This is a genomic window from Methanocorpusculum petauri (genome assembly GCF_026891975.1).
In the GTDB taxonomy this organism is placed as follows: domain Archaea; phylum Halobacteriota; class Methanomicrobia; order Methanomicrobiales; family Methanocorpusculaceae; genus Methanocorpusculum; species Methanocorpusculum petauri.
Map to the genome: position 1 here is coordinate 1 of NZ_JAPTGB010000025.1, position 23,156 is coordinate 23,156.

The window sequence follows — 23,156 nt, forward strand, 5'->3', positions numbered from 1 at the left end:
TACCGCTTCGCTTACGGAACAACACGGAAAGAATAAGGAAGCGGGAAACACCTGTGGAAATCTTTTCGGGAGGCTTTCGCGGTGGTTTCGCTTGGAGCAACCACGGAATATCACGGAAAGGGTAAGGGTGCGGGTATCTCCACTCAATTAATACACAGATTCTTTCCGTGTTTTCCGTAAGCCGCGAAGCGGCGGTATTCCGTGTTTTTTTTTCCGTGGAATTCCGTGTATTCCGTGTTTTCCGTGGTTACTCCAAGTAAAACCACCGCAAAAGACACCAGTACACATCGCCACAGCAGATTCCAGTACTCAGATTCTTTTCGTGTATTCCTTGCTTACTCCAAGCAAAACCACACGCAAAAAAGCCCCCGAAAACATTTTCCACACGAAATATCACGGAAAGAGTAATTTGGCAAAACCCACAACGATTGAACCAAAAAAAGGGAACACCCGTTTCCGCCTCCACAGGATACTCTCTGGCTGGGGAGCCACCCATCCTGTTTCGAATATATACAACAAAATCGTAAACGCATGAAACGTTCAATCGTCAGCACACATCGGCACAGGATTTTACGTGGCGTAACCACAGAATACACCAAACGCATGCGTTTCGTATCTTCCGCGGAGCGGCGGGAACGGCTCTGCCGTGTGAATCACGGGCTGAAATTCGATCAACGAGATCACGCGTAGTCAATAAACAAATTCAGGTGCAACGCCACACACTTCGTTACCTTCATACCCTCCGCGGTACATCATATTGATCATGGTAGTTCCCTGTCTGACCTGCACCGCACTGGACAAACACGAATATACAATCAATCAGGCAACCGGCCTCTACGAATATCACGTAACCTGTACCCGCGGCCTTGCCACACCTGACCCCATGCCCAAAGAAGGATTTACCTGCGAAAACTACGAAAACAAACTTGCAATCCTGCCAAAGGTACGCCGCAGCAGCTGCGCAATCGAAGTCCGCCGCGACTAAAAAAGAAAAAGATCAGACGAGATATTCCTCGAAGATCATAATCGTATTTCCCGCTGTATCATAGACCGTCAGTTTCCTGTCAGTCACCGTGTAGGAAGCAACAGCCTCAAGATTTGACAGATACTGATTCTCCTGCGCAGTAAGTGCAGCGCTCCCTCCCATTTTTGTTGATGACGGTTTTCCAAGCGTCAGATTCTTTCCGGACACGGTATACGTCCCCTGATAGCTGTTGATACCGCCATTGCCGGAATAGGAACGATCTTGTGAAAACGCAAGCGTGATCATACTCCCTTCAGCCGGATGCTCGGCAATATTTCCGCCCACAAAATAATCGAGAATCCAGGGATTCTCTGTAAGATCATTGGGGGCTTTGTCGGTGCCGATGCAGCCTGCCGCAGCAACCAGACAACAGGCACAGACAGCAGCAAAAAGAATTGAGAGATATTTCATCCCTCTTACCTCTGCTGTAAAAGAAGATAAGGAAAAGTTTTGTACCAAAGATCAGATGCAGACCATAAAAATCAGCAGCGTAATCAGGAAGGAAACCAGCAGCAGAAGAACCGACAACGGCAGAAGATTCGTCACCATTGCATTCACCGTCGCAGACAGCTGCACCGTCCTGCTCGGGCCGAACACCTCTACATCGCGGCACATACCGGTTGCAGACGCAACTTCTGCCGGGGACAAATCCTCAACTGCCTCGGAAACCGCAGCAAGCAGATGCGGCAGAATCTCCTCGGCGGAAACTGCCATACCGACCGGATTTCTGCCCGAGATGGTGTTCACTACATGCGAATCGGTTGTCATAATCTCTGCTTCGGAAACACCTGCCGCAAGCACTGCATTCCGCAGGACCTCGCGTACTCCCATATGCACATTGTTCCCGTCGAAGAGCACATACGCTGTCTTCATTCCGGCAACCTCCGTCACCAGCACCAGCACCCCCATATCGCCGAACCCCTGTTCGCGGGAAAACGGCAGAACCCTCTGGGCAACACCGATGGAAAAATCTGTTAGTTCCGCAGCCGCCTGATGTTCCATGGCCTGCCGGGATGCAGTAATGTACTCACTGCCGGTATGTGATGCAGGCAGCACCACCGAGGTCACCTCGACCATGCAGTTGTGCGCATCCACAAACCCGACATTTTCATACCAGCGGTGTCCCTCGGCCATCACAATTGCCCCGACCGCATAGTCGAGGTCCTCCGTCATCTCCGGCGACCGTGTCGTCACCAGCAGAATAGAGTTGCCAAACCGCTGGGACAGAACCGAAACCGTCCCGAACCTGCTCCGCAGGGGGAGACCTGCACGTGATTCATACGAAAGTTCCGCACGTGTCCCGTCAATTGCCGCCGCAATTTTTTCGCACTCGCTCTCCGAAACAAGATTGAAGTCATGGGTCGCACATCCGTGCGAGATGAACACCGTTTCCTGTTCCGAAAATTCATCGTGCAGATGCTTTGGATAGTTGCCGCCGCCGACCTCGGACAAAGGTCCGGGATGCAGATTCGGCACCACAAACAGCACATCTTTTTTCCCTGCACGCCGGAAAAAGAAACTTGTCTCCGGCACCGTCACTGCCTCGCCGATCGTCCGGAAATAATCCTCAAGACCTTTGGAACCATCCGTCAGATGTGCAAGAAACGCATTGATAAACTGCATCGCGGAAATTCCGTGTGCCTTGCGCAATGGCCGGTCGAAGAGCAGCAGGAAACTGATGATCCCGATCGAAAAGATCAGAATTGACAGAATCGCCGGAACCAGATAGCCGGTCCCGAACAGATACACCCCGAGAATCACGCCTGCAATCGTCTGCACCGCCGCGGGCAGATACATCCGCACAATCCGGTAGTCGGCAATAGCCGTAAGGACCAGCAGCCGGATGGCAAGAATAAAACCGAGACCAAACACATATGCAAGCGCTGCATCCAGCACAAACCCGATCGCCATCCAGAACAGCGAGAAGATCATACACGCAAGCGCCACCAGTGCCGACCGGTTCCAGGTCAGCTTTTCTGCGCCGAGCAGGTCCACGAGCGGTTTCGTCAGGACCAGCGCTGCAACCGCTGCCGCGGCAAACGCTACGCCGTACATCATCGACCCGGCTGTCCCGGACACCACGTACACGACAGCATCCACGAGGATGCCCAGCCCGATCATAAGAATCAGCGACTGCCACCAGACCGGCGCCGAGAACAGATATTTTGAAAGATTTTCCGTTTTTGCTTCAGTAGCCATTACACATCTCACCAGAACTTCTCAATTACCACAACCCCCCGCCCGCAGGAAAACTCCGTATGCCACCCGTCGCTCTGCACGGGTGCAGAAAAACACGGAGCATCCAGCGTCAGAGATTCATACTCTCCCCCTTCTCCGGCGATGTGGATTCGCCGTTTTGCCGAAATGCGGCAGAGCAGATCGATCAGATCAGCATCGATCCGTTTCCCCAGCACATTTTCTCCCAGACCATCTGCGGCGGTCACAACGATCCGGACATCCATGCGTTCCGCAACCTCACGCAGCAGCGCCAGCGGGTCCATGTGCCAGAGCGGCGCAAAAAGCTGTATCCCCAGCCGGTCACAGAGCGCGGCGATGCGGGAACGCTGGTACTCCGATTCAATTGCGCCGGCGATCACTCCCTCGATCGGCAGGGCAGCAAGACCCCTTTCCAGATCCCGCAGCTCCTCCTCCTTTTCTCCGGGTGTCGGAATCCCCACATAGGTCATGCCGCAACGCTCCGCAATTACCGGAACCGCCGCCAGATTTGCCGCATGAAACATATAGGAGTCGGGATTTTCCGGGACAACAGTCACCATATACGACACATCCATTCCTGCGTCAAGTGCCTTTTGCAGGGCAAGAATGGAATCTTTTCCTCCGGATGTCAATGCGGCCCAGGTCATTTATTCGCTCTTTTTCAGCGTGCCGAACTGGTCGGCGTAGCGTTCACGCATCTGTTCCCAGTCGGCAAGATTTGTCTGGGTGCCGACCTTTTCCACGACAAACGATGAGGTCACCGCACCGATTTTACCGCATACCGGCAGCGGGTAACCGCGCCGGTATGCGGTAAGCAGTCCCGCACGGTAGGCGTCCCCTGCACCGGTCGGGTCCACCAGCGTCACCGGACATGCGGGAATCTCGATGGCATCACCGTTTTCGTAGAGTACACTCCCGTCCTTTCCCTTCGTGAGAATCGCAACCGGAACGGATGCAATCAGCTCCTCTTCCGTCCAGCCGAGTTTTTCGCACATGATCCGGGACTCGAAGTTGTTGCAGATGAGCATGTCAATGTGCGCAAAAATTTCCCGCAGATGCGCAGCGTCATAGTACTTGACGTCCTGTCCCGGGTCGAAGGTTGCAAACTCTGCCTGCCGGGCAATTTTTGTGTTGAAGTTCGCATCACCCGTTGCCATGTGGACAAACGGAAGTGCCGGAGCGTCGGCGGTCTCGAAGAGTGCGCCTGCTCCCCACTCAAAGTAGGTTATCTGATCGCCTGCCGCATTGTTCACCATGAATGCGGTGGAACAGTTTTCCGCGCTGGTGTGCAGGAGGCGGGTTACAACCCCTGCGTCTTTGAGGTGGCGCTCGTAGGAACTGCCCGGGTAATCCCTGCCTACCGCTGCAATCAGCTCGGCGCATCCGCCGAGCTTGGCGATACCTACGGCGATGTTTGCTGCTCCCCCGCCGTAGTAGTTCTGCCGGTCGATTACTTTGCAGGAGGTCCCAACCTCCGGATACTCTTCCACTGCAAGGATGTAGTCGTTGCAGAGGTGACCGCAGACGGTGATGACCGGATCGTTCACTCTGGGTCCTCCCCGGCTTCGCAGGGGGTGATGCTGTAGGTTGCAAGCGGGATGTCGCGGACCGCCCGGCCAATTACCGATTTTGCGATGCGTTCGGCGTGGTCCTCACCCTCGGCGTTGAACACCTTCATGGACAGCAGCAGTCCGACGATGCCGGTCCGGGCAATGACCAGTGCGCTGTTGATTTCGTCACCGCAGTAGGGGCAGGGCATACCCATGACGTCAACGTCCACGAATTTGGCCGACGGGTGCAGGCGTTTGCCTGCTTCGCTTACGGCAATCCCGATGGCATCCTGTGTTGTTGCCACGTCCTTTACTGTCCATGCAGCTTCCAGTGTCACACGATAGTCCGGCATATATCTTATTTGTAGTATTGGTGTCTACCAGATATCATAGTGAGCATGATCTTCGGGGTCCATGCGTTCCGGTCCGCGGGACGGAGCTTCGCCGCGACCGATGCAGAGAAGTGCTACGGGGCGGATGTGTGCAGGGAGATCCAGGATGCCTTTGACCTCGCCGTCGTCGAATGCACCAACCCAGCAGGTGTGCAGTCTGCGGACGTGGGCGGCGAGCATCATGTAGGTTGCGGCAATGGTTGCGTCTTCAACGGCGAACATGATGCCGCGGTCACCGTACCGCGACATGGCGCGGACGTAGTTTGCGCAGACGCAGAACACACAGCCCGCGTCTTTGATCTGGTGCTGGTTGCCGGCGGCGTCTGCAAGCATCTCCAGCTGGCCCGGGTCGGTGACGATCACGACGTCCCATGCCTCCAGGTTTCCGGCGGACGGGGCTTTGGATGCGGCGGTCAGGAGATACCGGGCGTCGTCTTCGGTGATGCAGCCCGCTTCATACTCGCGAACCGAGACGCGGGTTGCAAGAAAGTGCAGAAATTCAGAGGAGTCCATGGCTGTGGAGCACTTCCCAGGCGGCTGCGGCTGCGGTGGTGATAGGGATCATTGCTTCTCCGGCTTTTTCGGAGGCGAGGCCGAACTGGTTGGACTCGGCGAGGTTCATTACCTCGTCCAGAACGTCGCAGGCTTTATTGAACTCGTCACAACCAGTGAATGCGGCGGCGGCACGGCTGTCAGCGGCGAGGGCTTCGGTGATATTGATAAGGACGCGCTTTGCACCGGCTTTCTCCTCTTTTTTGAGGGAGGGGATGGTGAGATACTGATGCGCGATCATCATGATGTCGAGCTTTAAGCGCTCGGCAAAATGGTATTGGGTTAAGGCATCCTTTGGTTCAAGTGTCATGCCATATAGTTAGGAAGGTTGATTCAATAAAAATGTGGTATTGGTTCACTTCTCCGGCTGTTCACTGACATCAGGCGAATTCTTTTTCCGGGGAAGAACTGGTCGGAATATTGTGCCGAATGTATTTCTTATAAACCAATGAGAGTGTTTTTTTTTATTCAGATAATTTTTGATCAGGTAATACGAGATGTTGCAAATTTTTCGAGGAAAAAACCGCGTATGAATGACAACATGATCGGAAAATAAAAAAATTAAAATTTTTAAATTAAGAACAGATTACGTCCTTATCACATAGGATATTAGATCATGTAACATATATAGAGATACTATTACCGACCACAGAGTAACTACTTTTCAGAATAACTCATTATTTAAGATTGTTTTCGGATCTGATTTTTATGAGAACGCTGTCAAACCCGTTTTTATGAATTTTTAAAATAAATTTTCTTCTTCTTTTTTCTGAAAAAAATTACAAAATACCTCAATTCTTCGTCTCATTTTTTGGTGCGGGTTATATCCTCTGTGATAAGGATTGCAATCTGCCTGACAATTGGTACTTCTGAACTGTTGGGCTGATGGCAATTCTGGTGGTATGATATGGACCTTACAAAACAAAGTGGAAAGAAAACCATCTGGCATTTGAAAAGAGAAAATGTATCAAAAAGTCTTTTTTTGGTAGTATTGCTGTTGATTTTCTGTACGGCCGTGTGCGGCACGGTGGCGGGAGACTCTCTCACGATTAATGATGCTGAGGATATGGAGTCTGCTCTCACGGGGTGGAACGCCGATATGTCCGCCGTTGCCGTAGAGAATATGGACAATGCAGAGGTACCTGATGATGATTTTACGGACAACTATTATGATGCGTATACTCCCAAAACGTACATCTACATTACAAACGATATTGCACTTACGAAAACCCTCAAAATCGCCGGAACCATTAAACTCGTGATCCCTGAGGGAGAAACACACACCATTAGCCGTGAAGCAGGATTCTCCGGTCCGATGTTCGAAATTGTCTCCGGTGGTAAGCTTCATCTGACAACATACACTGATAGAGAAGGAAACAATGTTCTTGACTGGGTCACTAATCCGGGTCATATTATTCTGGATGGTGGCATGAGTACGGGAACCGACAGTCTCATCCTGGTAAACGGTGGTGAATTTTACCTGACTGATGGCGTAACCCTGACCAACAACAACGCAAACTTCATGACTGCACCCCCGTCGGAAAGCCCGAATGCCGAGGGAGGGGCTTTGTGCATCAACCGCGGGACTGCCACGATCTCCGGCGGCAACATTACGAACAACGTTGCCAACTGGTATGGCGGAGGAATTGTGGTGAAGGGCGGGAAACTTACGATTACTGGCGGAACGATTTCCGGAAATGCCGCAGGTACCTATGGCGGCGGAATCGCTGTTGTAAATGCTGGAACCATGGAGATGACGGCTGGTATCATTTCGGGAAACACTGCCAGGGGAACCAATGGAGGAGGAGGTATCTGTTTGGTGGGAACCGGCACATCGAGTATTGAGGGAGGAAAAATTTCCGGAAATACGGCAGCTGATAGTAATGGAGGAGGTATCAGATTAATGGGCAGCAAAACACTCACCATTACGAATTGTGAAATTTCCACAAACGTTGCTCAGAAGAACGGAGGGGGAATATATACAGAGTCCGGTACGTGCACCCTGTCCGGCAATGTTGTCATCTCTGGAAATACTGCAAAAGGGATTGGTGAATATTTCTCTGCCGGAGGCGGCGGCGTGTACATTAAGTCCGGAACGTTCTCGATGTCAGGGGGTACCCTATCCGGGAACACCTATACGGGAAAAATGCAGGATTATCCGTGGGACAATGGTGGCCAGGCAATTCATGCACAAAAAGACTTTGCGTTGTCAGGCACTGCCACAATCAGTCAGGAGAATGATGTCTATCTGGAAAATACTGTAAAGATCACTGTTCCCGCCGCACTCACCGGCAGCGTACCGAATATCACTGTTTCAAAGCCAATCGCCGACAAAGTGGTTATCGCAGCAACCGGTAGTAGTGTAACCGCCTCCTCACTTTCGGCAAAGTTTGGCCTGGCTCCTGTGTTACACGATGCCGGCTGGTCGTTAAGAGTAAGTGACGGAAACCTCATCCTTCAGGGAACACCACTCGTTCCCCAGAACGTTTCCCTCTCCCCCTACAACTCGACGTGCGGAAATGTTACGTTCACCATTGGATCGGGAAAAGGACCCGCACCAACATCAGTAACGATCACCCTCACCCCTGAGGGAGGAGGAGATCCCATTACAAAGAAATTAACGGGTATTTTCCCAGCCGGAAAAACGTATAATGCCCCGATTTCGGGACTGAAACCGGGAAAAGCATACGCCTGGAAAATTGAATTTGAAAGTGATGCAGGTACAGGAACAGCAACCGGAGGTGCATCATATCGTGCCCCGGTTCCGGATAAAGTGACCTTCGTTGACGCGGCGGGCAATGATCTTCCCGCACCGGTAACCCTGCCGAAAAACGGAAACATCACTATCGTTGCCCAAGTATATAACGGAAGCATGCTGCTTCCGGAAGAAAACGTCGCGTGGTCAGCGTCCGGTACAGCCGCATCCATCAAATCCACCACCCCTGCCTCCAGTATACTTATTGGAAGCAGTCAAGGTGAGGTCACCCTCACCGCCACCTCATCAGCGCTGGCCTCAATGCAACAGACCCTTCAGCTGAAAGTTACCGACGAAGAATTACAGGCGGTCGGTATTGGTAGTTCACCGGCATCCCCGAACCCCGGCAAACCGGTTCAGATCACGATCTCGGCCCAGAGTTCAACAGGAACATCATTTACCGGAATTCCGGCAAGTACCAAAATCACTGGTCCAAATGGTTTCGAAGAAATCATATCCAGTACAACCGGCAACCCTGTTTCCTTTACTCCATCGATATCAGGAACGTACACCATCACGACAGAAGTCCCGCTTGCAGATGGCAGTATCCTTACCAAAACCACGACGATTGTTGTCAGCGCACAATCTGTCCCGCAGCCGAATACCGGCAGCGGTAGCGATTCCTCATCTGACAACTCATATCCGATTGACAGAAACGGGGTCGCAAACATGGGAGGAACCGGTATCACCGGCGTTCAATTCCCCAGTGGCACAAACGGATACGTAATCGTTACCTCACCGGCAACGGTGTCCGGACCAGCCGAAGAAAAATCATACGTCACAACAACCCTTACCTCTCCAAAAACAGACGGCACTGTCGGGATTACGTTCTCGGTTCCCTCCGCAACGCTCACAGATAACGGCCTGAGCGTCCATGACATTGCCCTCTATCGATATATCGGCGGGATATGGACACAACTGCCCACCTCGTATCTCAAAGAGGAACGCGGGGCAGCAATGTACACAGCATCGGTGAGTACCGGAACAGGAACGTTCGCCATCGTCTACAAAAAAGACGGGGCGGTATCAGTACTGCAGACAACAACAGAACCAACCGCTGCAAAAACTCATACGAACAACTACGCAACGGAAGCAACACCAACACAGACAGCAGTAACCGGCTCTGGGGGAATCACCCCGGACACCACGGTTACGCCGACTGCCTCTTCCACCTTAAAGGAGGCTCCAGCACCCATTGCAGGTCTTCTCATCGGACTTGCAGCAGCAGGAATCCTGAGAAGAAGAAAGTAACCCTTTCCTTTTTTTCTGAAAAAATGTGACGGTACAAGATACATCCGAATGTCATCTCACCCATTACAAAAGGATATCACCCAAATCTACCGGAGTTCAACCGGCAGAGTCTTTTGGAGGATGTACCTGCCGATACCACATCGTTTCAGAATTTATTATGCCACGCACCGGTAACACGCCCGCTGAGAGCAAGTTTCCCAAGCGCCCGGTCCACTGCCGGAATAACCTCGCGGGGAACAGCGTCTGCGAGCGGTGTTCCCGGCAGCGGCATCAGAGAATGGACATGCACTTTGCCGGACCGGACCACGTCTTTCACGAGTGCGAGGGTTGCTTCTTCGTCCTCATCCGTTTCAAACGGAAATCCGAAGATGACATCCACCACCGGCTCAAGTCCGGCGGCACGGCAGACATCCAGCGCCGCATACACATCCCCAAGGGTATGCCCGCGTCCCATTTTTGCGAGAACCGTATCAGACCCCGACTGTGCACCGAAGTGCAGTCTGGTGTTGGCACAGTACTGCACCACGAGGTCCGCGGTCTCCTGCGTGACAAACTCAGGCCGCACCTCACAGGGGAACGTCCCGAAGTAGAGATTATTGTCCGGCATGGAGGCAAGCAGCCGTTCCAGTTTTTCCACGTCAGGTGTTTTTCCGTCGGATGAACCGTAGGCAAAGGCGTTCGGGGTAACGAAACGGGCGTCCCGGTAGTGACGTGCCGCTTCCACAATTGCTTCACGTGACCGGTGGTGCATCCTCGTTCCGTGCAGCCGCGGGGTCTGGCAGTAGCCGCAGTGGAAGGGACAGCCGCGGGAGATCTCCATATACCCCTTCATCCGGGTGAAACAGGGGAACCCGTCCAGCCGTACGGAGTGATCGATTCTGTTTCTGCCGCCGGTACGGGTTGCAACTCCGGGAATCGATGCCCCGGACTTTCCGGCTGCAAGCGCGGATAAAAGCCGGGGAAGCGTACGTTCCCCTTCGCCGATCACCACATAGTCAGCGACCCCGGCCACCTCTTCCCAGGCTGCCGAGGCGTGCGGACCGCCGGCGATCGTGATCTGATCAGCAGCGGCTATCTCATCTCTGTACCGCGGGAACTCAACACTGTTGAGACTGTAACAGACGACGTCCCCTTCCGGAGCGTCCGCCGGTTCAAGTATGAATCCGTATACCTCGCACGCCGCATACAATGCAGCGTAACTGTTTCGTGCCGCAGGGATGTAGCGCCAGACTGCTCTCATTCTGCGGTGGAGACCTCACCGGTACTGCCGTTGACGGTGATCATACCGGAAAGACCGGATACGTCACCGTCCAGCCGGTCAACCATCGGGATGCCGGAGATGATTGCACCGATTGCGATGATGGTCTCGCATTCGGTGTTGATGATTGCGGCGGGCGCCACTTTGTTCCGGGCGAGGCCGTACATTACGTATGAGCCGACGGTGGATCCTTTGCCGTACGGGAAGGCGAGAACTTTTCCTGCGACGGACTGTCCGTGCAGCGGGTGCTTTTCGTCGATGATGATGCCGGTTGCAGCGTCAACGCCGCCAAGGAAGGAGATGGGCGTATCGGTATAGAGAAGCTCGCCGGTTCCTGTTCCTTTGGCAATGCTGCGGCCTTTCAGAGTCATACCAGTATATATGTGCGTCTCCGGCATTAAATTCTCACAAAACCGGTTTTGTACCAAATGTCTAAACTTGTCCGGAATGTTCGGGATTCTTTTGCCGTGGTTTTGCTGGGAGGAACCGCGAAGCGGTAAGCAGACCGAAGGCATGCGTTTCGTGTATTCCGTGATGACTCTCTGTGAAACCTCATGCCAAAAAAATCCTGAAAACATCCCCACAGGGGATAATCCCATCATGTACTCCGCAAAAATTCCTACGTTTGAAACAAAGCCCACAAAACCATTACACTCTTATACCAATACAACCGATAAATTCGGTAACGAAAATTTCGTTCACAAACTCTCCGATGAATGGGACTGCTATGAACTGGACAGCTGACACATGGATTGCCCTCTTTTTGATTGTGATGTACTTTGCCCTTCTTCTTGGCATCGGTGTCTGGGCAGCAAAGAGAATCAAAAATTCCGAGGACTATATTCTCGCCGGACGAAGCCTCGGGTTCTGGATATTTGTCCTGCTGCTGATCACCTCGATCTGCAGCGGAGTGACCCTTATCGGCGGCAGCGGTATGGGGTTCACCTACGGCTGGCCAAGCATCTGGGATCAGATCTTCGTGCCGCTGTCTGCGGTGTTCTGCATCGTGTTTTTTGGATCGAAACTGAATCTGATCGGAAAGAAACAGGGCATCGTTACGCTGGAAGACTACTTTTCCCTCAGATATGAAAATAACCGCGAGCTCCGAACCCTGTCGGCGGTCATCGGCATTCTCGTCTCCCTGGTCTATCTTGTGGGTCAGTACACTGCTATCAGTATTGTACTCGTCTGGCTGTTCGGGATGGAGCACTGGCAGGCACTGTTGATTGCCGCGGCAATCATCACCACCTATACAGTTCTCGGCGGTCTGTATGCGGTGTCGTGGACCGGAATGGTGCAGGGTCTGATTCTCATCTTCGGCATGCTCATCTTCGCGCCGATGATTGTGATGTATGCCGGCGGGCTTGAGCACATCAACACCGTTCTTGCCGCAATCGATCCGAACTTTGTGATGCCGGCGTTTCCGGAACGTTACGCCGCCTATGCCTACATCACGCCGGAGATCATTTTTTCGTTCGGTGTTCTGCTGGTAGTTGGCCTTGCCTGTGCCCCCCATGTGGTATCCAATGTTCTTGCAGTCAAAGATGCCCGTTTCTTCCGCTGGGCGCCGCTGATTGCGTTTGCGGTGTATCTGACGATTTCCCTGCTGGTCCGGTTCTCCGGGATGGGGGTTCGTACGCTGGTTGAGGAAGGAGTGGTCGTCCTGCCGGACGCTGCCAATGCTGCCGACTATTCGTTTGTTTACGGTATCAGTGCAGCGGCCGGAGGAGTACTGGCGATGGGGCTGTTTGCGGTGATGATTCTTGCCGCGGTCATGTCCACAACCGACCGGCTGATGCTCACCGTTGGTACGCAGTTTTCGTGGAACATCTTCAAGGTGATTCTGCGGCCGAAAGCAACGGAGAAACAGGTTATCCGTGTGAGTCAGGTTACCATGCTTGCTGCGGTGATCATTTCCCTCCTTCTTGCCGTTAATCCACCGGAGGTTCTGGTGTTTCTGATATTTCTTGCCATCGGCCTGATTCTTGCATCCTTTGCGGTGCCGCTGATTGCGGGGATGTACTGGCGCAGGGCTACAACCGCCGGGGCAATTGCCAGTATGGCAGCGGGACTGGTTACTGCACTGTGCTTTGGCTATTATGATCAGTTTGTGGAGAAACTGCCGATGCACTTCTCCTTCTATGCACTGATGTTTTCGATTGCGGCAATGGTGACTGCAAGTCTTCTGACAAAAAAGAATTCGGATGCAGCACTGGACGCAACCTATACCGGCGGATATCTGCATCCCAAGGAGTGAACCGGTAAACAGAGGATAGTATCCGCCGCAGAACCCGTTCTCCCCTGCGGTTTTCCTCAGGCACGCCGGTCAGGGGAAACCCCCTGAATCTCGATAACGATGGGCCGTGAACTACACTGAGGTTTTGGTCTTTTCAAAAAAGGGAGTACTCACGCATCCCCGTCCCAGTACTCACGGCCCTTATCATCATAGGCCACGCCCGGATGCTTCAGATGCCACTCGGTCCGGCGGAGGATGCCGTGAATCGTACTCGCCTCGCGGACCGTCAGGTTCGTTCTCCCAAGAACCCGCTTAGCAAGAAGAAGGGTGGTTTCCCGCTTTTCCACCGGATGCCCGATGCCTTCCAGAAACCGTTCGAAGTGCGCGTAGAGTGCATCCATCTCAACCCGGCTGGCGAGCATATACTCGCCCCGGGGCAGATGTGCAAGTTCATAACAGACCACACCGATCGCATGCGAGATGTTCATAATCGGATACTCAGGTGAGGTCGGGATCGTTGCCACAATATCGCAGCGGCGAATCTCATCGTTGTTTAATCCCCAGTTCTCCCGCCCGAACAGAATCGAGATACGGCCATCCACATCCTTAACCATCTCCCGCAGTTCTGCCGGAGAGTAGTAGGGCATCCGCATCGGGTTTGACACCGATTTTGCCAGACCGCCGGTGGTTGCAACCGCAAGATTGCTGCGGGCAAACACCTCATCAAGTGTCAGAATCTCCGCTGATTCAAGAACATCCTTCGCATGTGATGCCCGTGCAGTTGCCTCCACGGTCATCTTCGGTGGATTCACCAGAACCATGTGGTGAAACCCGAAGTTCTTCATTACCCGGGCGGCAAACCCGATGTTTCCCTCATACAGCGGCTCAACGAGCACGATATCGATCTGCGGCATTTACCGTCTGACCGCCTTCACCGTCTCTTTGAGAACCGCCGGTCCTGCATCATATACCGCGTTTCCGACCACAATTGCATCTGCATACTGTCCCATCTCCGCGGCCTTTTCGGCGCTGTTGATGCCGCCGCCGTAGAAGACTACAATGTCATCCACTGCCTCATGAACCGCTTTTGTGACCGCAGGGTCTCCGTACGTTCCGCTGTATTCGATGTAGAAGACCGGCATGCGGTAGTACTTCTCTGCAACAACCGCATAGGCGGCGACCTCTTCCGGTGTGAGATCGCATTTTGCATGCGTCAGTTTTCCGACCGAGGATGCAGGGTTCAGTACCACGTAGGCCTCACCAATCACCTTGTCCCAGGCAATCGGGAAGTGCTGCACCCACTCTTTATGAAGACCCGTTACAAACATCGGATGTGCGGCGTTAAAGACCGTCGGCACAAACACCAGATCCATCCCCTCGAACCGGGCGCCGGTCGGATCTGCCGGTTCCACCACAACCGGCAGACCGGAGTCGCGGACCTGATCGTAGAGGTCCGCGAGTTTTTCCGGCGTTACATCCAGTGTTCCCGACAGCATCAGAACATCTGTTCCGCTTGCTGCAATCTCTGCAACCGCACCGTCACCCAGCACTTTATCGGGATCGAGTTTCGTGATATGTCTCCATTCTTTCCAGTTTGTCATTTTCCACACACCTTTTTAGCTTTGTTTTTGTATTCGGTCAGCTGTTCCTTGGTGATGCCGGTCTGGCGCGCGAGTGTCTGTACAGCGGTGCCTTTCAGAAGTGCACAGCTGTATACGCCCGCAAATGCAAGAGCGGTCAGGTGTTCCGGTTCAATTTCAAGCGGGGTCAGGCTTGCAATGCCAGTGTCAAATGCTGCTTTGCTGAGCGACTTTGGCGGTTCTGTGCCGATCTGTTCTGCCACCATTTTCTGATGCTTGCAGATGGTTGTCACCGATGCACCGGTTGCAAGGGAAAGACCTGCGGGATGCGCCGCAACAAAGGCCGCCGGGTCTTCGTATCCGGCGGCAACATATTTTTTGAGGGTAATTGTTGGAATGCCGTACTGTTTCATCTCTGCGATGTGGATAACGCGTGCTGCCTCGGTGAGAAGCGTGTCGGCCTCGGCCTCGGAGAGGCCGGCCTCCATCACATCACTCTTTTTTGCACCGGCAAGACCTGCAATGTCCACAATTCCCTTGCTGATGAAGGCGGCACTGACCTTGGAGTGACCGCGTCCGCGGCGGGGCGCAACATGCGAGGAGATGAACTTCTTGAGTTCGGTTCTCTTGCGCAGCAGCCCCAGAACCGTTTCAGCATCCCGAATCATTTTATCCGCTTCAGGCCGGGAGATATTGAGCCGGATCATCAGATCGTCTGGGGATATTCCGGCAAGCTCGGAGATTGCATAGATGTGTACACTGTTCAGTTTCTCAATTCCTGCATCGGTCATGCCGGGCAGCATCTTAAACGCTTCGGCGTTTGTTTTGATATGAGAGCAGAGCGGACACCCGATCTTCCAGGCCGGAGCACCTTTGCGGAGCAGCTGCACATGGTTGAGCTGGTGAATGGGACAGATTTCGTTCATTCTGACTGCATTCCCCCATGTTGCCGGCGGAAGGCTGGTGTTGAAGGTACACTTCGGGTAGCCGGAACAGCCGATGAACTGGGAGTTTCCGGCACGCCGGATACGGAGCGGGGCACCGCAGACCGGACACTGACCAACGGTTTGTTCCTCCCGCGTGCGGTCCATGAGGTCCTGGCCGATCGCTTCTTTGTTCTCTTCCAGATCATCGAAGATGGAGGAAAGCATAGTCTTCGACTCGGTCAGAACCGCGTCCATGGTCTTTGTTCCGGCAGCGATGTTTTCCATTGACTCTTCGAGGGTCTTGGTCATGGTGGGGGCGGTGATGGTGTCCGCAAACTTTTCCAGCGATTCGGTAACCGCACGACCGACGATGGTCGGTTTCATCGGGTTTCCTTCGATGTATTTTCTGCCGATCAGTTTGCTGATCACTTCGTGCCGCGTACTTTTGGTGCCAAGACCCAGCTCTTCCATTCTCTGGATGAGTCTGCTCTGCGAGTAGCGTGCCGGTGGCTGGGTCTCTTTTTCCTCACAGTTTTTATCGGTGAGCGTGAGCCGGTCACCTACCGCAAACTCCGGCAGGATGGCTTCTTCGGCCTTGCTGTAGGGGTACACCGCACGCCAGCCGGGCACAACCAGTCGTCCGCCGGTGATGGTGTACGGCTCGGTGTCTGCGGTCAGGTTGACCTTGAGGGTCTTCCACTCAGCATCCGGAGAAAGCGTTGCAAAGAATCTGCGGACGATGAATTCATAGAGTTTCCAGGTGACGTCGTCACCGATCTCGGCACGGGTGCCTTTGGAGGTCGGATAGATTGGCGGGTGGTCGGTGGTCTCTTTCTTGCCGCGGGTCGGTGCGGCCCGCATGTTTGCCAGTACATGGTTTGCATCGCGTTCGAACTCGCCGCCGGCAAACATTTTGAGGTGCTGGCGGAGGTTGAGGCTTTTGGGATACGCGGTGTTGTCGGTACGGGGGTAGGAGATGAATCCCCGCATGTAGAGGTCTTCTGCTTTGTTCATCGCGGATGCGGCGGAGAGACCGAGCCGCCCTGCACCGACGATTAACGCGGTGGTGTCAAGCGGGGTCGGGGCTTTGTCGGTTTTTTTACCGGTGATGACCTCTTTTACGGTGACCGGGTCGCGTGTTCCGGCAAAGGCTGTGTCGGCTTCGGTTTTGACGGTGAACCGTCCGTGCACGTGGCGGGCGGTTACTTCTTCGCCGGCGATCTTTGCGGTGAGGGTAAGCATCCAGTACTTCTCCGGCACGAACTTTTCGATCTCTTTTTCGCGGTCAACGATCATGGCGAGCGTCGGGCTCTGCACCCTCCCGACGGAGAGAATGCTGTCTGAACCGCGGTGGGCGGCGATGGAGAGGAACCGGGTTAAGGATGCTCCCCAGACGAGGTCAATGACCTGACGGGTTTCTCCGGCTGCGGCGAGGTTGAAGTCGATCTCCTGCGCTTCGGCGATTGCTTTGGTGATTTCGTCTTTGGTAATTGCCGAGAACCGGGCGCGGTCAACGGTTACTTTCTGGTTGACGGCGCGGACGAGCTCATAGGCTTCCATGCCGATGAGTTCTCCTTCGGTATCGTAATCGGTTGCGATGGTGACGCGGTCGGCCTTCCGCGCATGTTTCTGCATGAGGGCGACGATCTTCTTTTCGGTCGGATGTTTTTCGATCCCGGCGTTGATGAGGGAGCGCGGCGGGTGTTCTTCACTTCGCCAGTTGCTGTAGCCTTTGGTGAAGTCAAGTTCCACCACGTGACCGCGAAGACCCATGACTACGGTATCGCCAAAGGTGTACTCGGTTGCGGCGCCGTCGCGTTTGGTGTGCACTTTCTGTTTTCCTGCCAGAAATGCGGCGATGCGTTCTGCGACGATGTTCTTTTCGGCGATGATGAGGTGCATTGGTTATTCTCCCACAAGCTCTGCAATCATGGCGTGAATTTCACGCGGGTCGGATTTGCCTTTGGTCTCTTTCATGACCTGTCCGACGATGAAGTTAAGAGCGCCTTTCTTTCCGGCTTTGTGGTCGGCGACTGCCTGCGGGTTGGCGGCGAGGATCTGTTCGACGATACCGCGGAAGGATTCGCCGGATTCGCGGGCAAGTCCGAGCCGTTCGACGATCTGTGCCGGGGTTTCCTTCTTTTCTCCTGCATGGAGGTCGTCCAGCCAGACACGCAGGACGTCAACGCCTGCTTTGTCGGTGATCTTTTTGTCGCGGACGAGGGTGAGGAGGTCTTTGAACTCCGGGGTGTGGGCCGCAGCTTCGCTGAGTCCCATGTCGCGGTAGTTGAGTTCTCCTATCAGGATGTCCGCAATCCAGGATGCGGCGATTGCCGCACCGACGTCTGCGACGTCTTCATAGAACTCGGCAAGCCGGAGGTCGCCGGTGAGGGTTCGGGCGTGGTTTACGGCGATGCCGTACTGCTGCATGAACCGGTCGCGGCGGGCGTCGGGCAGTTCCGGGAGGACGATGTCTTTGACCCAGGATGCGACGCGGATGACCGGCAGGTCGGGTTCGGGGAAGTAGCGGTAGTCGGTTGCGGTTTCTTTGGACCGTGCGCTGGTGGTGGTTCCTTTTCCTTCCTGGAAGTGGCGGGTTTCGCGGGCGATGGTTCCGCCGCGGCGGATGAGGTTTTTCTGCCGGGTGATCTCGAAGGTCAGTGCTTTTTCCACGCCTTTGTAGGAGGAGATGTTTTTGATCTCAACGCGTTCGTGACCTTTGATGGAGATGTTTGCGTCAACACGGATGGAACCTTCCTTCTCCGGATCGAATACGTCGAGGTATTCGAGGGTGGCCCGCAGTTTGTTTAAGAGACGGCGGGCTTCTTTGGGGGAGGAGAGTTCGGGTTCGGTGACCATTTCGATTAAGGGGATGCCGGATCTGTTATAGTCAACGAGGGTGTAGTGTCCGCGTTCTTTGTTGCCCATGTGCACGAGTCTGCCGGGGTCTTCCTCGACGTGGATACGGGTGAGGTTGACGGTTTTCGGGTTGCCTGCGTCGTCTTCTATCTCAATGTAGCCGCCGAGGGCAAGCGGGTTGTCGCCCATGGTGATCTGGTAGGCTTTGACGAGGTCAGGGTAGAAGTAGTTCTTCCGGCAGAATTCGCCTTCTTCGGGGATGGTGCAGTTGAGTGCTTTTGCGACTTTGAGGGCGTATTCGATTGCTTTTTTGTTGAGGACGGGGAGTGCGCCGGGCAGTCCGAGACAGACGGGGCAGACATGGGTGTTGGGGGCGTCGGCCCGGAAGTCTGCGGAGCAGCCGCAGAATAATTTTGAGGCGGTGTCAAGCTGGCAGTGGACTTCAAGACCGATGATGACTTTCATTTCTTCGTCGGCCATTTATGCCACCTCCTCGAATGCAAGTGCTGCGTTGAGCAGTGCTTCTTCACCGAACATTCTTCCCATGAGCTGGAGTCCGACGGGCATGCCGTGGGCGGTTCCGCAGGGAAGCGAGATTGCAGGGATTCCTGCGATGTTGACCGGGACGGTGAGGATGTCGGTCTGATACATCCGCAGGGGGTCGGCGGTGAGTTCGCCGAGTCTGGGGGCGATGTTGGGCATGGTCGGGCCTGCGAGGAGGTCGCATTCGGTCAGGACCCGCTGGAAGTCGCGGCGGATGAGCTGTTTGGCGTGCTGTGCCTTGACGTAGTATTTGCCGTAGTATCCGGCGGAGAGGGCGAAGGTTCCGAGGAGAATTCTCCGGCGGACTTCGGGGCCGAATCCTGCCTGACGGACTTTGGTGTAGGCGTCGTGCCACGGGAGGTTCATTTCGGGTTCCGGGCCGTAACGGACGCCGTCGAAGCGGTCCAGGTTGGAGCTTGCTTCGCAGGTACAGGTGACGTAGTAGGCGGCAAGGGCATACCGGATGGAGGGGAGGGAGACTTCGCGGATGGTTGCGCCGAGCTCTTCGAGTCTGCCGATGGATGTTTCAACGGTTTCGGCTACGCCGGTGTCCACGCCTTCGCCGAAGTATTCTTTGGGGACGCCGATGATTTTTCCTTTGATGTCTGCGCGGAGGCCGGTAATGTCGTAGGGTTTGTCGACCGAGGTTGAGTCGCGGCGGTCGCCGCCGGCGATTACGCTGAAGAGTCTGGCGGTGTCGGTGACGTTTGCGGCCATCGGGCCGATCTGTTCGAAGGAGTTCGCGTAGGCGATTAAGCCGTAGCGGCTGACGCGACCGTAGGAGGGTTTGAGGCCGACGATACCGCAGTAGGATGCGGGGCAGCGGATTGAGCCGCCGGTGTCGGAGCCGAGCGCCATGGGGACGAGGCCCGCGGCGACGGCGGCGGCGGAGCCGCCGGAGGAGCCGCCGGTAACACGGGTGGTGTCACGAGGGTTTAAGGCGGGGCCGAATGCGCTGTTTTCGGTGGTGGTACCCATGCCGAACTCGTCCATGTTGGTTTTTCCGGCGATGGTTGCGCCTGCTGCTTTGAGCAGTTCGACTGCATGAGCGTCGTAGGGCGGGATGTAGCCGAGGAGGATTTTGGAGGCGCAAGTGGTGGGGATATTTTTGGTGGAGATGTTGTCTTTGACGGCGATCCGGACACCGGTAAGTGGTCCAGCTGTTTCGGAGGGGATTTCGATGTCGGAGAGGAATGCGTTGTATGCGTCGGACATTTAGATCACCTTGGGAGCGCGGATGTAGCCGTCCTCAGGGTTATGGGAGTTTGCAAGTGCTTCTTCCTGCGGGAGGGAGGGTGTGACCTCGTCTTCGCGGAATACGTTGACCAGCGGACGGTCGAGTTCGTCGTCTGCGGCCAGGGTGTCGAGGATATCGAAGTATTCGAGAATTGCGTTGAACTGTTCGGTGAATTTGCCGAGTTCTGAGGTGGCAATACCGATGTCGGCAAGTTCTGCGATATGGAGAACATCGTTTTCAGAGACCATTTTTTCTGCGACCTGTGAATAGTAGTTTAGTGATGATGTTGTTTTGAGTAAAAAGAGTTACTACTCTTCCGGCAGGATTGATCGGTTTTTTGGAAAATGTTGCGGGGTGTCCCGGGTCCGGCGCGGAGTTTCCCGGGTCTATTATTATAGTGCGGTTGCGGTATTTTGTCAGGAGAGCAGGCGGGCAGACCGCAGGGGTTCGGGCTGCGGGGCGGTATGCTGCCTGTCGGGGGGTGCGGATGTGGTTTCCGTGAGCCGGTACATGACGGCAAGCCAGTCGGCGAGTTCGGCGAGCTGCGTCCGGGCGGTTGGTTTTGCGCCGGTTTTCGGGAGCCGGAGGAGTTTTGCAAGTTCGATCTGGACGGCGGCGGCCCGCCGGGTGCGGGCCGGGTTCAGGACGGGGTGTTTCCGCCAGATCTGTTCCGGCAGCGGGGGTATGTAGGCGGGGTGGTTTTTTCCGTCATCTGCGGTGATGTAGGGACGGGCACTGTTTGCGATGGGGTTTTTGTTGTACCGGAGGTACATGATTCTGCCGTCGGGGAGGAGGTAGATGCTGCGGGGGAGCTGGGTTTTTCTGATTCTGCGGGAGCGGGTCCGTGCCGGGCGATAGGTGTGTGTCATGTGTGGTTTACCTCTGTGATGTTGTCAGAGAGTGGTTTGCGGGGTGAAGGGATAAAGGAGGGACCGTGCGGTGTGAAAGTGCTCCTGATACACATGCAGGCGAATATTTTTTTGAAAAAAATCAGCTATACCGCTTATATAGTGCGTTGTTCAACGTTGGTTTATGGAATTTGTTGGACTCAATGAATACGTAAACACGAAACGTTCGAAGAATACACAGGTTGCGGTTTTTACTCATTTATCCGGCTTTATTCGCTTCATTACTTCCTGTGAAAAAGGTGAAGAGAATAATGCTTCTTTACAGTGGCTTAACTCTAACCCTGATTTATTTTGTGTTTTGCGTGATTATGTTCAATTTTTGAATGATAACTGTGAGAAAGGTCATTATTCACCTTTGACCGTGCATAATGCTTTTCAGACTGTCTCCTTGTGGTTGAAATGGAATGGTTATTATCTTGAAGATAGAGAGATTCAGCCTTTGAAGGCTATGCTTCCTCGTCGTGTTCTCGTACACAAGGAGGCGGAAATTAGCCGCGAGACAATCCGGGTTATCTTACACCATTCCGACATACAGATGAAGGCGCTTATTTTGCTTCTGTCGTCGTCTGGTATGAGAATAAATGAGGCTCTCGGCATACATCAGGCTGATATTGTGATTGGTGAACCCTCCGAAGTGAGTTTCTCCGGTCGGAAAATGAAGGCGCGTGTCCGTCACACATATTTTTTCTCTGCTGAAGCTGCGGCGGCTATTGCAGAGTGGGTTAAGATTCGGGATGTGTATTTGCTGCAAAGTGTTACGCGGGCAAAGAACATCTCCCGCACATATGAAAACACGTCCCTTTTTGGTATGACTTCTGCAACTGCGGGTAAGAAGCTTCGGCGGATTCTTGAAGCAGCTAAACTTTATGAGTATGACGAAGAGGGAAAGCGGGGAACAATTACGTTTCACGCTTTTAGAAAATGGATGGAGTCAACCTCCAAACTTCATCAGCCGGAAAATATAGTCAATGCTCTCATAGGTCATGATGAGGGCTTATCCAAACATTACCGGAGATATACTGCTGAACAGTTGCGGGAAGCCTACAAAGCGGTTGAACCCTATCTTTGCATAGAAGCACCGGCAACTTATGCAGAGCTGCAAGGGGAAACAAAGCAGGCTCTGAATGAACAAAACGCGGTGATTGTTTCTTTGGTAAAGGATATGCAGTCTCAAAAAGAAGAACTGAATTCTCAGTTATCCGAGTATCGAATAGCTTTATTACAAACTCGGCAAGAAATTGCAGAATTGCGGCAGTGGGGTTTTGTTCAGGGAAAATTATTGGAATTTAACGAACTTTTGAAATCTGGGGAAATTTCAGAAAATGACTTTGATTTAAGTATTATGAAAGAGAGTCAGAGTCAGGAGAAAATTGTTTCAGAATTACAGAAGCAGATTGATCGAAAACGAGATGAGTACTTGGAAGATTGGGATTCTCGTTATGGTGGTGAAAAATAGTAGATTTTGGTTTTGGTGTATGGATTTTAGAATAATATGAAAATGAAGGTAAAAACATGTCAAAACATGAAATTATTAAGAATTATTGTAAGAGAACCGGCAAAGAATATGATATGGTTGTTGATGATGCGTTTCGGCTGTATTTGGTGGTTGAATGTCAGCGGGAGATTTTGCGCAGCATGTCAATCTGTCCAGAGCTCTTTTGTGATTTTTCAGGTACAGAAGAAAAATGTAGGCAGGCAATTTTTGAGGCGGTAAAGTCTGTTTCCGTTGTGAATTGGGAGTTTGATTGAGTTTCTCCCTTGCAGGTGCACTATCCCATTTGAGCCCCCAAGATTGGGGGCGGCGCAAGCCGGGGTTGTCAGAGATTAGTTTTGGATGATGAGGGAGAGATTACCGCGGCGGCTCTGCC

21 protein-coding genes are annotated in these 23,156 nt (G+C 53.6%); 5 read left to right on the forward strand and 16 right to left on the reverse strand.

All coding sequences use genetic code 11. The features are described from left to right. Positions 1-763: 763 nt before the first annotated feature. A complete protein-coding gene (locus O0S10_RS09550; RefSeq protein ID WP_268925652.1) occupies positions 764-985 on the forward strand; it encodes a hypothetical protein in 222 nt (73 codons plus the stop codon). Positions 986-997: 12 nt separating this feature from the next. Here the strand turns inward: O0S10_RS09550 and O0S10_RS09555 are convergent, their stop codons facing one another. The 7 genes from O0S10_RS09555 to O0S10_RS09585 are packed head-to-tail and all read right to left on the reverse strand — an operon-like array spanning position 998 to position 6,045. Further along, positions 998-1,435 carry an META domain-containing protein gene (locus O0S10_RS09555; protein WP_268925653.1) on the reverse strand — a complete coding sequence of 146 codons (438 nt, stop codon included), beginning with the start codon at positions 1,433-1,435 and terminating at the stop codon, positions 998-1,000. Positions 1,436-1,486: 51 nt separating this feature from the next. Further along, the gene (locus O0S10_RS09560; protein ID WP_268925654.1) at positions 1,487-3,223 is read right to left on the reverse strand and encodes a DUF2070 family protein; all 1,737 of its coding nucleotides are present in this window, start codon (positions 3,221-3,223) and stop codon (positions 1,487-1,489) included. A gap of 8 nt (positions 3,224-3,231) precedes the next feature. Continuing rightward, positions 3,232-3,888, reverse strand: coding sequence for a diphthine--ammonia ligase (locus O0S10_RS09565; RefSeq protein ID WP_268925655.1), 657 nt, complete (start codon positions 3,886-3,888; stop codon positions 3,232-3,234). Beyond that, a complete protein-coding gene (locus O0S10_RS09570) occupies positions 3,889-4,788 on the reverse strand; it encodes a carbohydrate kinase family protein (RefSeq protein WP_268925656.1) in 900 nt (299 codons plus the stop codon). It abuts the gene before it with no gap. Continuing rightward, a complete protein-coding gene (locus tag O0S10_RS09575; protein WP_268925657.1) occupies positions 4,785-5,144 on the reverse strand; it encodes a DUF555 domain-containing protein in 360 nt (119 codons plus the stop codon). The genes O0S10_RS09570 and O0S10_RS09575 overlap by 4 nt, the downstream gene beginning before the upstream one ends. A 24-nt stretch (positions 5,145-5,168) precedes the next feature. Beyond that, on the reverse strand, positions 5,169-5,696 hold the full coding sequence (locus tag O0S10_RS09580; protein ID WP_268925658.1) for a nitroreductase family protein: 528 nt from the start codon (positions 5,694-5,696) through the stop codon (positions 5,169-5,171). Further along, positions 5,683-6,045, reverse strand: a complete 363-nt coding sequence (locus O0S10_RS09585) for a hypothetical protein (RefSeq protein WP_268925659.1) — start codon at positions 6,043-6,045, stop codon at positions 5,683-5,685. Before O0S10_RS09585 ends, O0S10_RS09580 begins: the two co-directional genes overlap by 14 nt. 687 nt (positions 6,046-6,732) lie before the next feature. Between O0S10_RS09585 and O0S10_RS09590 the strand changes: the two genes are divergently transcribed. Further along, positions 6,733-9,741: a right-handed parallel beta-helix repeat-containing protein gene (locus tag O0S10_RS09590; RefSeq protein WP_268925660.1), complete on the forward strand. Its 3,009-nt coding sequence runs from the start codon at positions 6,733-6,735 to the stop codon at positions 9,739-9,741. Positions 9,742-9,886: 145 nt separating this feature from the next. On the opposite strand, the gene O0S10_RS09595 is transcribed toward O0S10_RS09590, so the two are convergent. Next, a complete protein-coding gene (locus O0S10_RS09595) occupies positions 9,887-10,981 on the reverse strand; it encodes a TIGR04013 family B12-binding domain/radical SAM domain-containing protein (RefSeq protein ID WP_268925661.1) in 1,095 nt (364 codons plus the stop codon). After that, the gene (locus O0S10_RS09600) at positions 10,978-11,370 is read right to left on the reverse strand and encodes a DUF126 domain-containing protein (RefSeq protein WP_268925662.1); all 393 of its coding nucleotides are present in this window, start codon (positions 11,368-11,370) and stop codon (positions 10,978-10,980) included. Before O0S10_RS09600 ends, O0S10_RS09595 begins: the two co-directional genes overlap by 4 nt. 356 nt (positions 11,371-11,726) lie before the next feature. On the opposite strand from O0S10_RS09600, the gene O0S10_RS09605 reads away from it, so the two are divergent. Continuing rightward, a complete protein-coding gene (locus O0S10_RS09605; RefSeq protein ID WP_268925663.1) occupies positions 11,727-13,256 on the forward strand; it encodes a sodium:solute symporter family protein in 1,530 nt (509 codons plus the stop codon). Between the two features lie 149 nt (positions 13,257-13,405). Here the strand turns inward: O0S10_RS09605 and O0S10_RS09610 are convergent, their stop codons facing one another. The 7 genes from O0S10_RS09610 to O0S10_RS09640 form a co-directional block, all read right to left on the reverse strand. Next, positions 13,406-14,149, reverse strand: a complete 744-nt coding sequence (locus O0S10_RS09610) for an RNA methyltransferase (RefSeq protein WP_268925664.1) — start codon at positions 14,147-14,149, stop codon at positions 13,406-13,408. Next, complete coding sequence (locus O0S10_RS09615) at positions 14,150-14,836, reverse strand: phosphoglycerol geranylgeranyltransferase (protein WP_268925665.1); 687 nt, start codon at positions 14,834-14,836, stop codon at positions 14,150-14,152. Then, positions 14,833-17,643, reverse strand: coding sequence for a DNA topoisomerase I (locus O0S10_RS09620; RefSeq protein ID WP_268925666.1), 2,811 nt, complete (start codon positions 17,641-17,643; stop codon positions 14,833-14,835). Before O0S10_RS09620 ends, O0S10_RS09615 begins: the two co-directional genes overlap by 4 nt. A gap of 3 nt (positions 17,644-17,646) precedes the next feature. Beyond that, entirely contained in the window at positions 17,647-19,080 is a 1,434-nt protein-coding gene (gene gatB, locus O0S10_RS09625; RefSeq protein WP_268925667.1) for an Asp-tRNA(Asn)/Glu-tRNA(Gln) amidotransferase subunit GatB, read from the reverse strand. Then, a complete protein-coding gene (gene gatA / locus O0S10_RS09630) occupies positions 19,081-20,358 on the reverse strand; it encodes an Asp-tRNA(Asn)/Glu-tRNA(Gln) amidotransferase subunit GatA (RefSeq protein ID WP_268925668.1) in 1,278 nt (425 codons plus the stop codon). After that, positions 20,359-20,628 (reverse strand): Asp-tRNA(Asn)/Glu-tRNA(Gln) amidotransferase subunit GatC, encoded by a 270-nt coding sequence (gene gatC, locus O0S10_RS09635; RefSeq protein WP_268925669.1) that lies wholly within the window; start codon positions 20,626-20,628, stop codon positions 20,359-20,361. Between the two features lie 168 nt (positions 20,629-20,796). After that, positions 20,797-21,249 carry a hypothetical protein gene (locus O0S10_RS09640; protein WP_268925670.1) on the reverse strand — a complete coding sequence of 151 codons (453 nt, stop codon included), beginning with the start codon at positions 21,247-21,249 and terminating at the stop codon, positions 20,797-20,799. A 163-nt stretch (positions 21,250-21,412) separates the two neighbouring features. Between O0S10_RS09640 and O0S10_RS09645 the strand changes: the two genes are divergently transcribed. Then, positions 21,413-22,744 carry a tyrosine-type recombinase/integrase gene (locus O0S10_RS09645; protein ID WP_268925671.1) on the forward strand — a complete coding sequence of 444 codons (1,332 nt, stop codon included), beginning with the start codon at positions 21,413-21,415 and terminating at the stop codon, positions 22,742-22,744. Positions 22,745-22,800: 56 nt separating this feature from the next. Then, a complete protein-coding gene (locus O0S10_RS09650; RefSeq protein ID WP_268925672.1) occupies positions 22,801-23,037 on the forward strand; it encodes a hypothetical protein in 237 nt (78 codons plus the stop codon). Positions 23,038-23,156: the final 119 nt, after the last annotated feature.

Excerpts from the sequence above, each read along its gene's own strand:
- O0S10_RS09550 (WP_268925652.1), top strand. The coding sequence starts at position 764 with ATGGTAGTTCCCTGTCTGACCTGCACCGCACTGGACAAACACGAATAT.
- O0S10_RS09555 (WP_268925653.1), bottom strand. The coding sequence starts at position 1,435 with ATGAAATATCTCTCAATTCTTTTTGCTGCTGTCTGTGCCTGTTGTCTG.
- O0S10_RS09560 (WP_268925654.1), bottom strand. The coding sequence starts at position 3,223 with ATGGCTACTGAAGCAAAAACGGAAAATCTTTCAAAATATCTGTTCTCG.
- O0S10_RS09565 (WP_268925655.1), bottom strand. The coding sequence starts at position 3,888 with ATGACCTGGGCCGCATTGACATCCGGAGGAAAAGATTCCATTCTTGCC.
- O0S10_RS09575 (WP_268925657.1), bottom strand. The coding sequence starts at position 5,144 with ATGCCGGACTATCGTGTGACACTGGAAGCTGCATGGACAGTAAAGGAC.
- O0S10_RS09580 (WP_268925658.1), bottom strand. The coding sequence starts at position 5,696 with ATGGACTCCTCTGAATTTCTGCACTTTCTTGCAACCCGCGTCTCGGTT.
- O0S10_RS09585 (WP_268925659.1), bottom strand. The coding sequence starts at position 6,045 with ATGACACTTGAACCAAAGGATGCCTTAACCCAATACCATTTTGCCGAG.
- O0S10_RS09595 (WP_268925661.1), bottom strand. The coding sequence starts at position 10,981 with ATGAGAGCAGTCTGGCGCTACATCCCTGCGGCACGAAACAGTTACGCT.
- O0S10_RS09600 (WP_268925662.1), bottom strand. The coding sequence starts at position 11,370 with ATGACTCTGAAAGGCCGCAGCATTGCCAAAGGAACAGGAACCGGCGAG.
- O0S10_RS09605 (WP_268925663.1), top strand. The coding sequence starts at position 11,727 with ATGAACTGGACAGCTGACACATGGATTGCCCTCTTTTTGATTGTGATG.
- O0S10_RS09610 (WP_268925664.1), bottom strand. The coding sequence starts at position 14,149 with ATGCCGCAGATCGATATCGTGCTCGTTGAGCCGCTGTATGAGGGAAAC.
- O0S10_RS09615 (WP_268925665.1), bottom strand. The coding sequence starts at position 14,836 with ATGACAAACTGGAAAGAATGGAGACATATCACGAAACTCGATCCCGAT.
- O0S10_RS09620 (WP_268925666.1), bottom strand. The coding sequence starts at position 17,643 with ATGCACCTCATCATCGCCGAAAAGAACATCGTCGCAGAACGCATCGCC.
- gatB (WP_268925667.1), bottom strand. The coding sequence starts at position 19,080 with ATGGCCGACGAAGAAATGAAAGTCATCATCGGTCTTGAAGTCCACTGC.
- gatA (WP_268925668.1), bottom strand. The coding sequence starts at position 20,358 with ATGTCCGACGCATACAACGCATTCCTCTCCGACATCGAAATCCCCTCC.
- gatC (WP_268925669.1), bottom strand. The coding sequence starts at position 20,628 with ATGGTCTCTGAAAACGATGTTCTCCATATCGCAGAACTTGCCGACATC.
- O0S10_RS09640 (WP_268925670.1), bottom strand. The coding sequence starts at position 21,249 with ATGACACACACCTATCGCCCGGCACGGACCCGCTCCCGCAGAATCAGA.
- O0S10_RS09645 (WP_268925671.1), top strand. The coding sequence starts at position 21,413 with ATGGAATTTGTTGGACTCAATGAATACGTAAACACGAAACGTTCGAAG.
- O0S10_RS09650 (WP_268925672.1), top strand. The coding sequence starts at position 22,801 with ATGTCAAAACATGAAATTATTAAGAATTATTGTAAGAGAACCGGCAAA.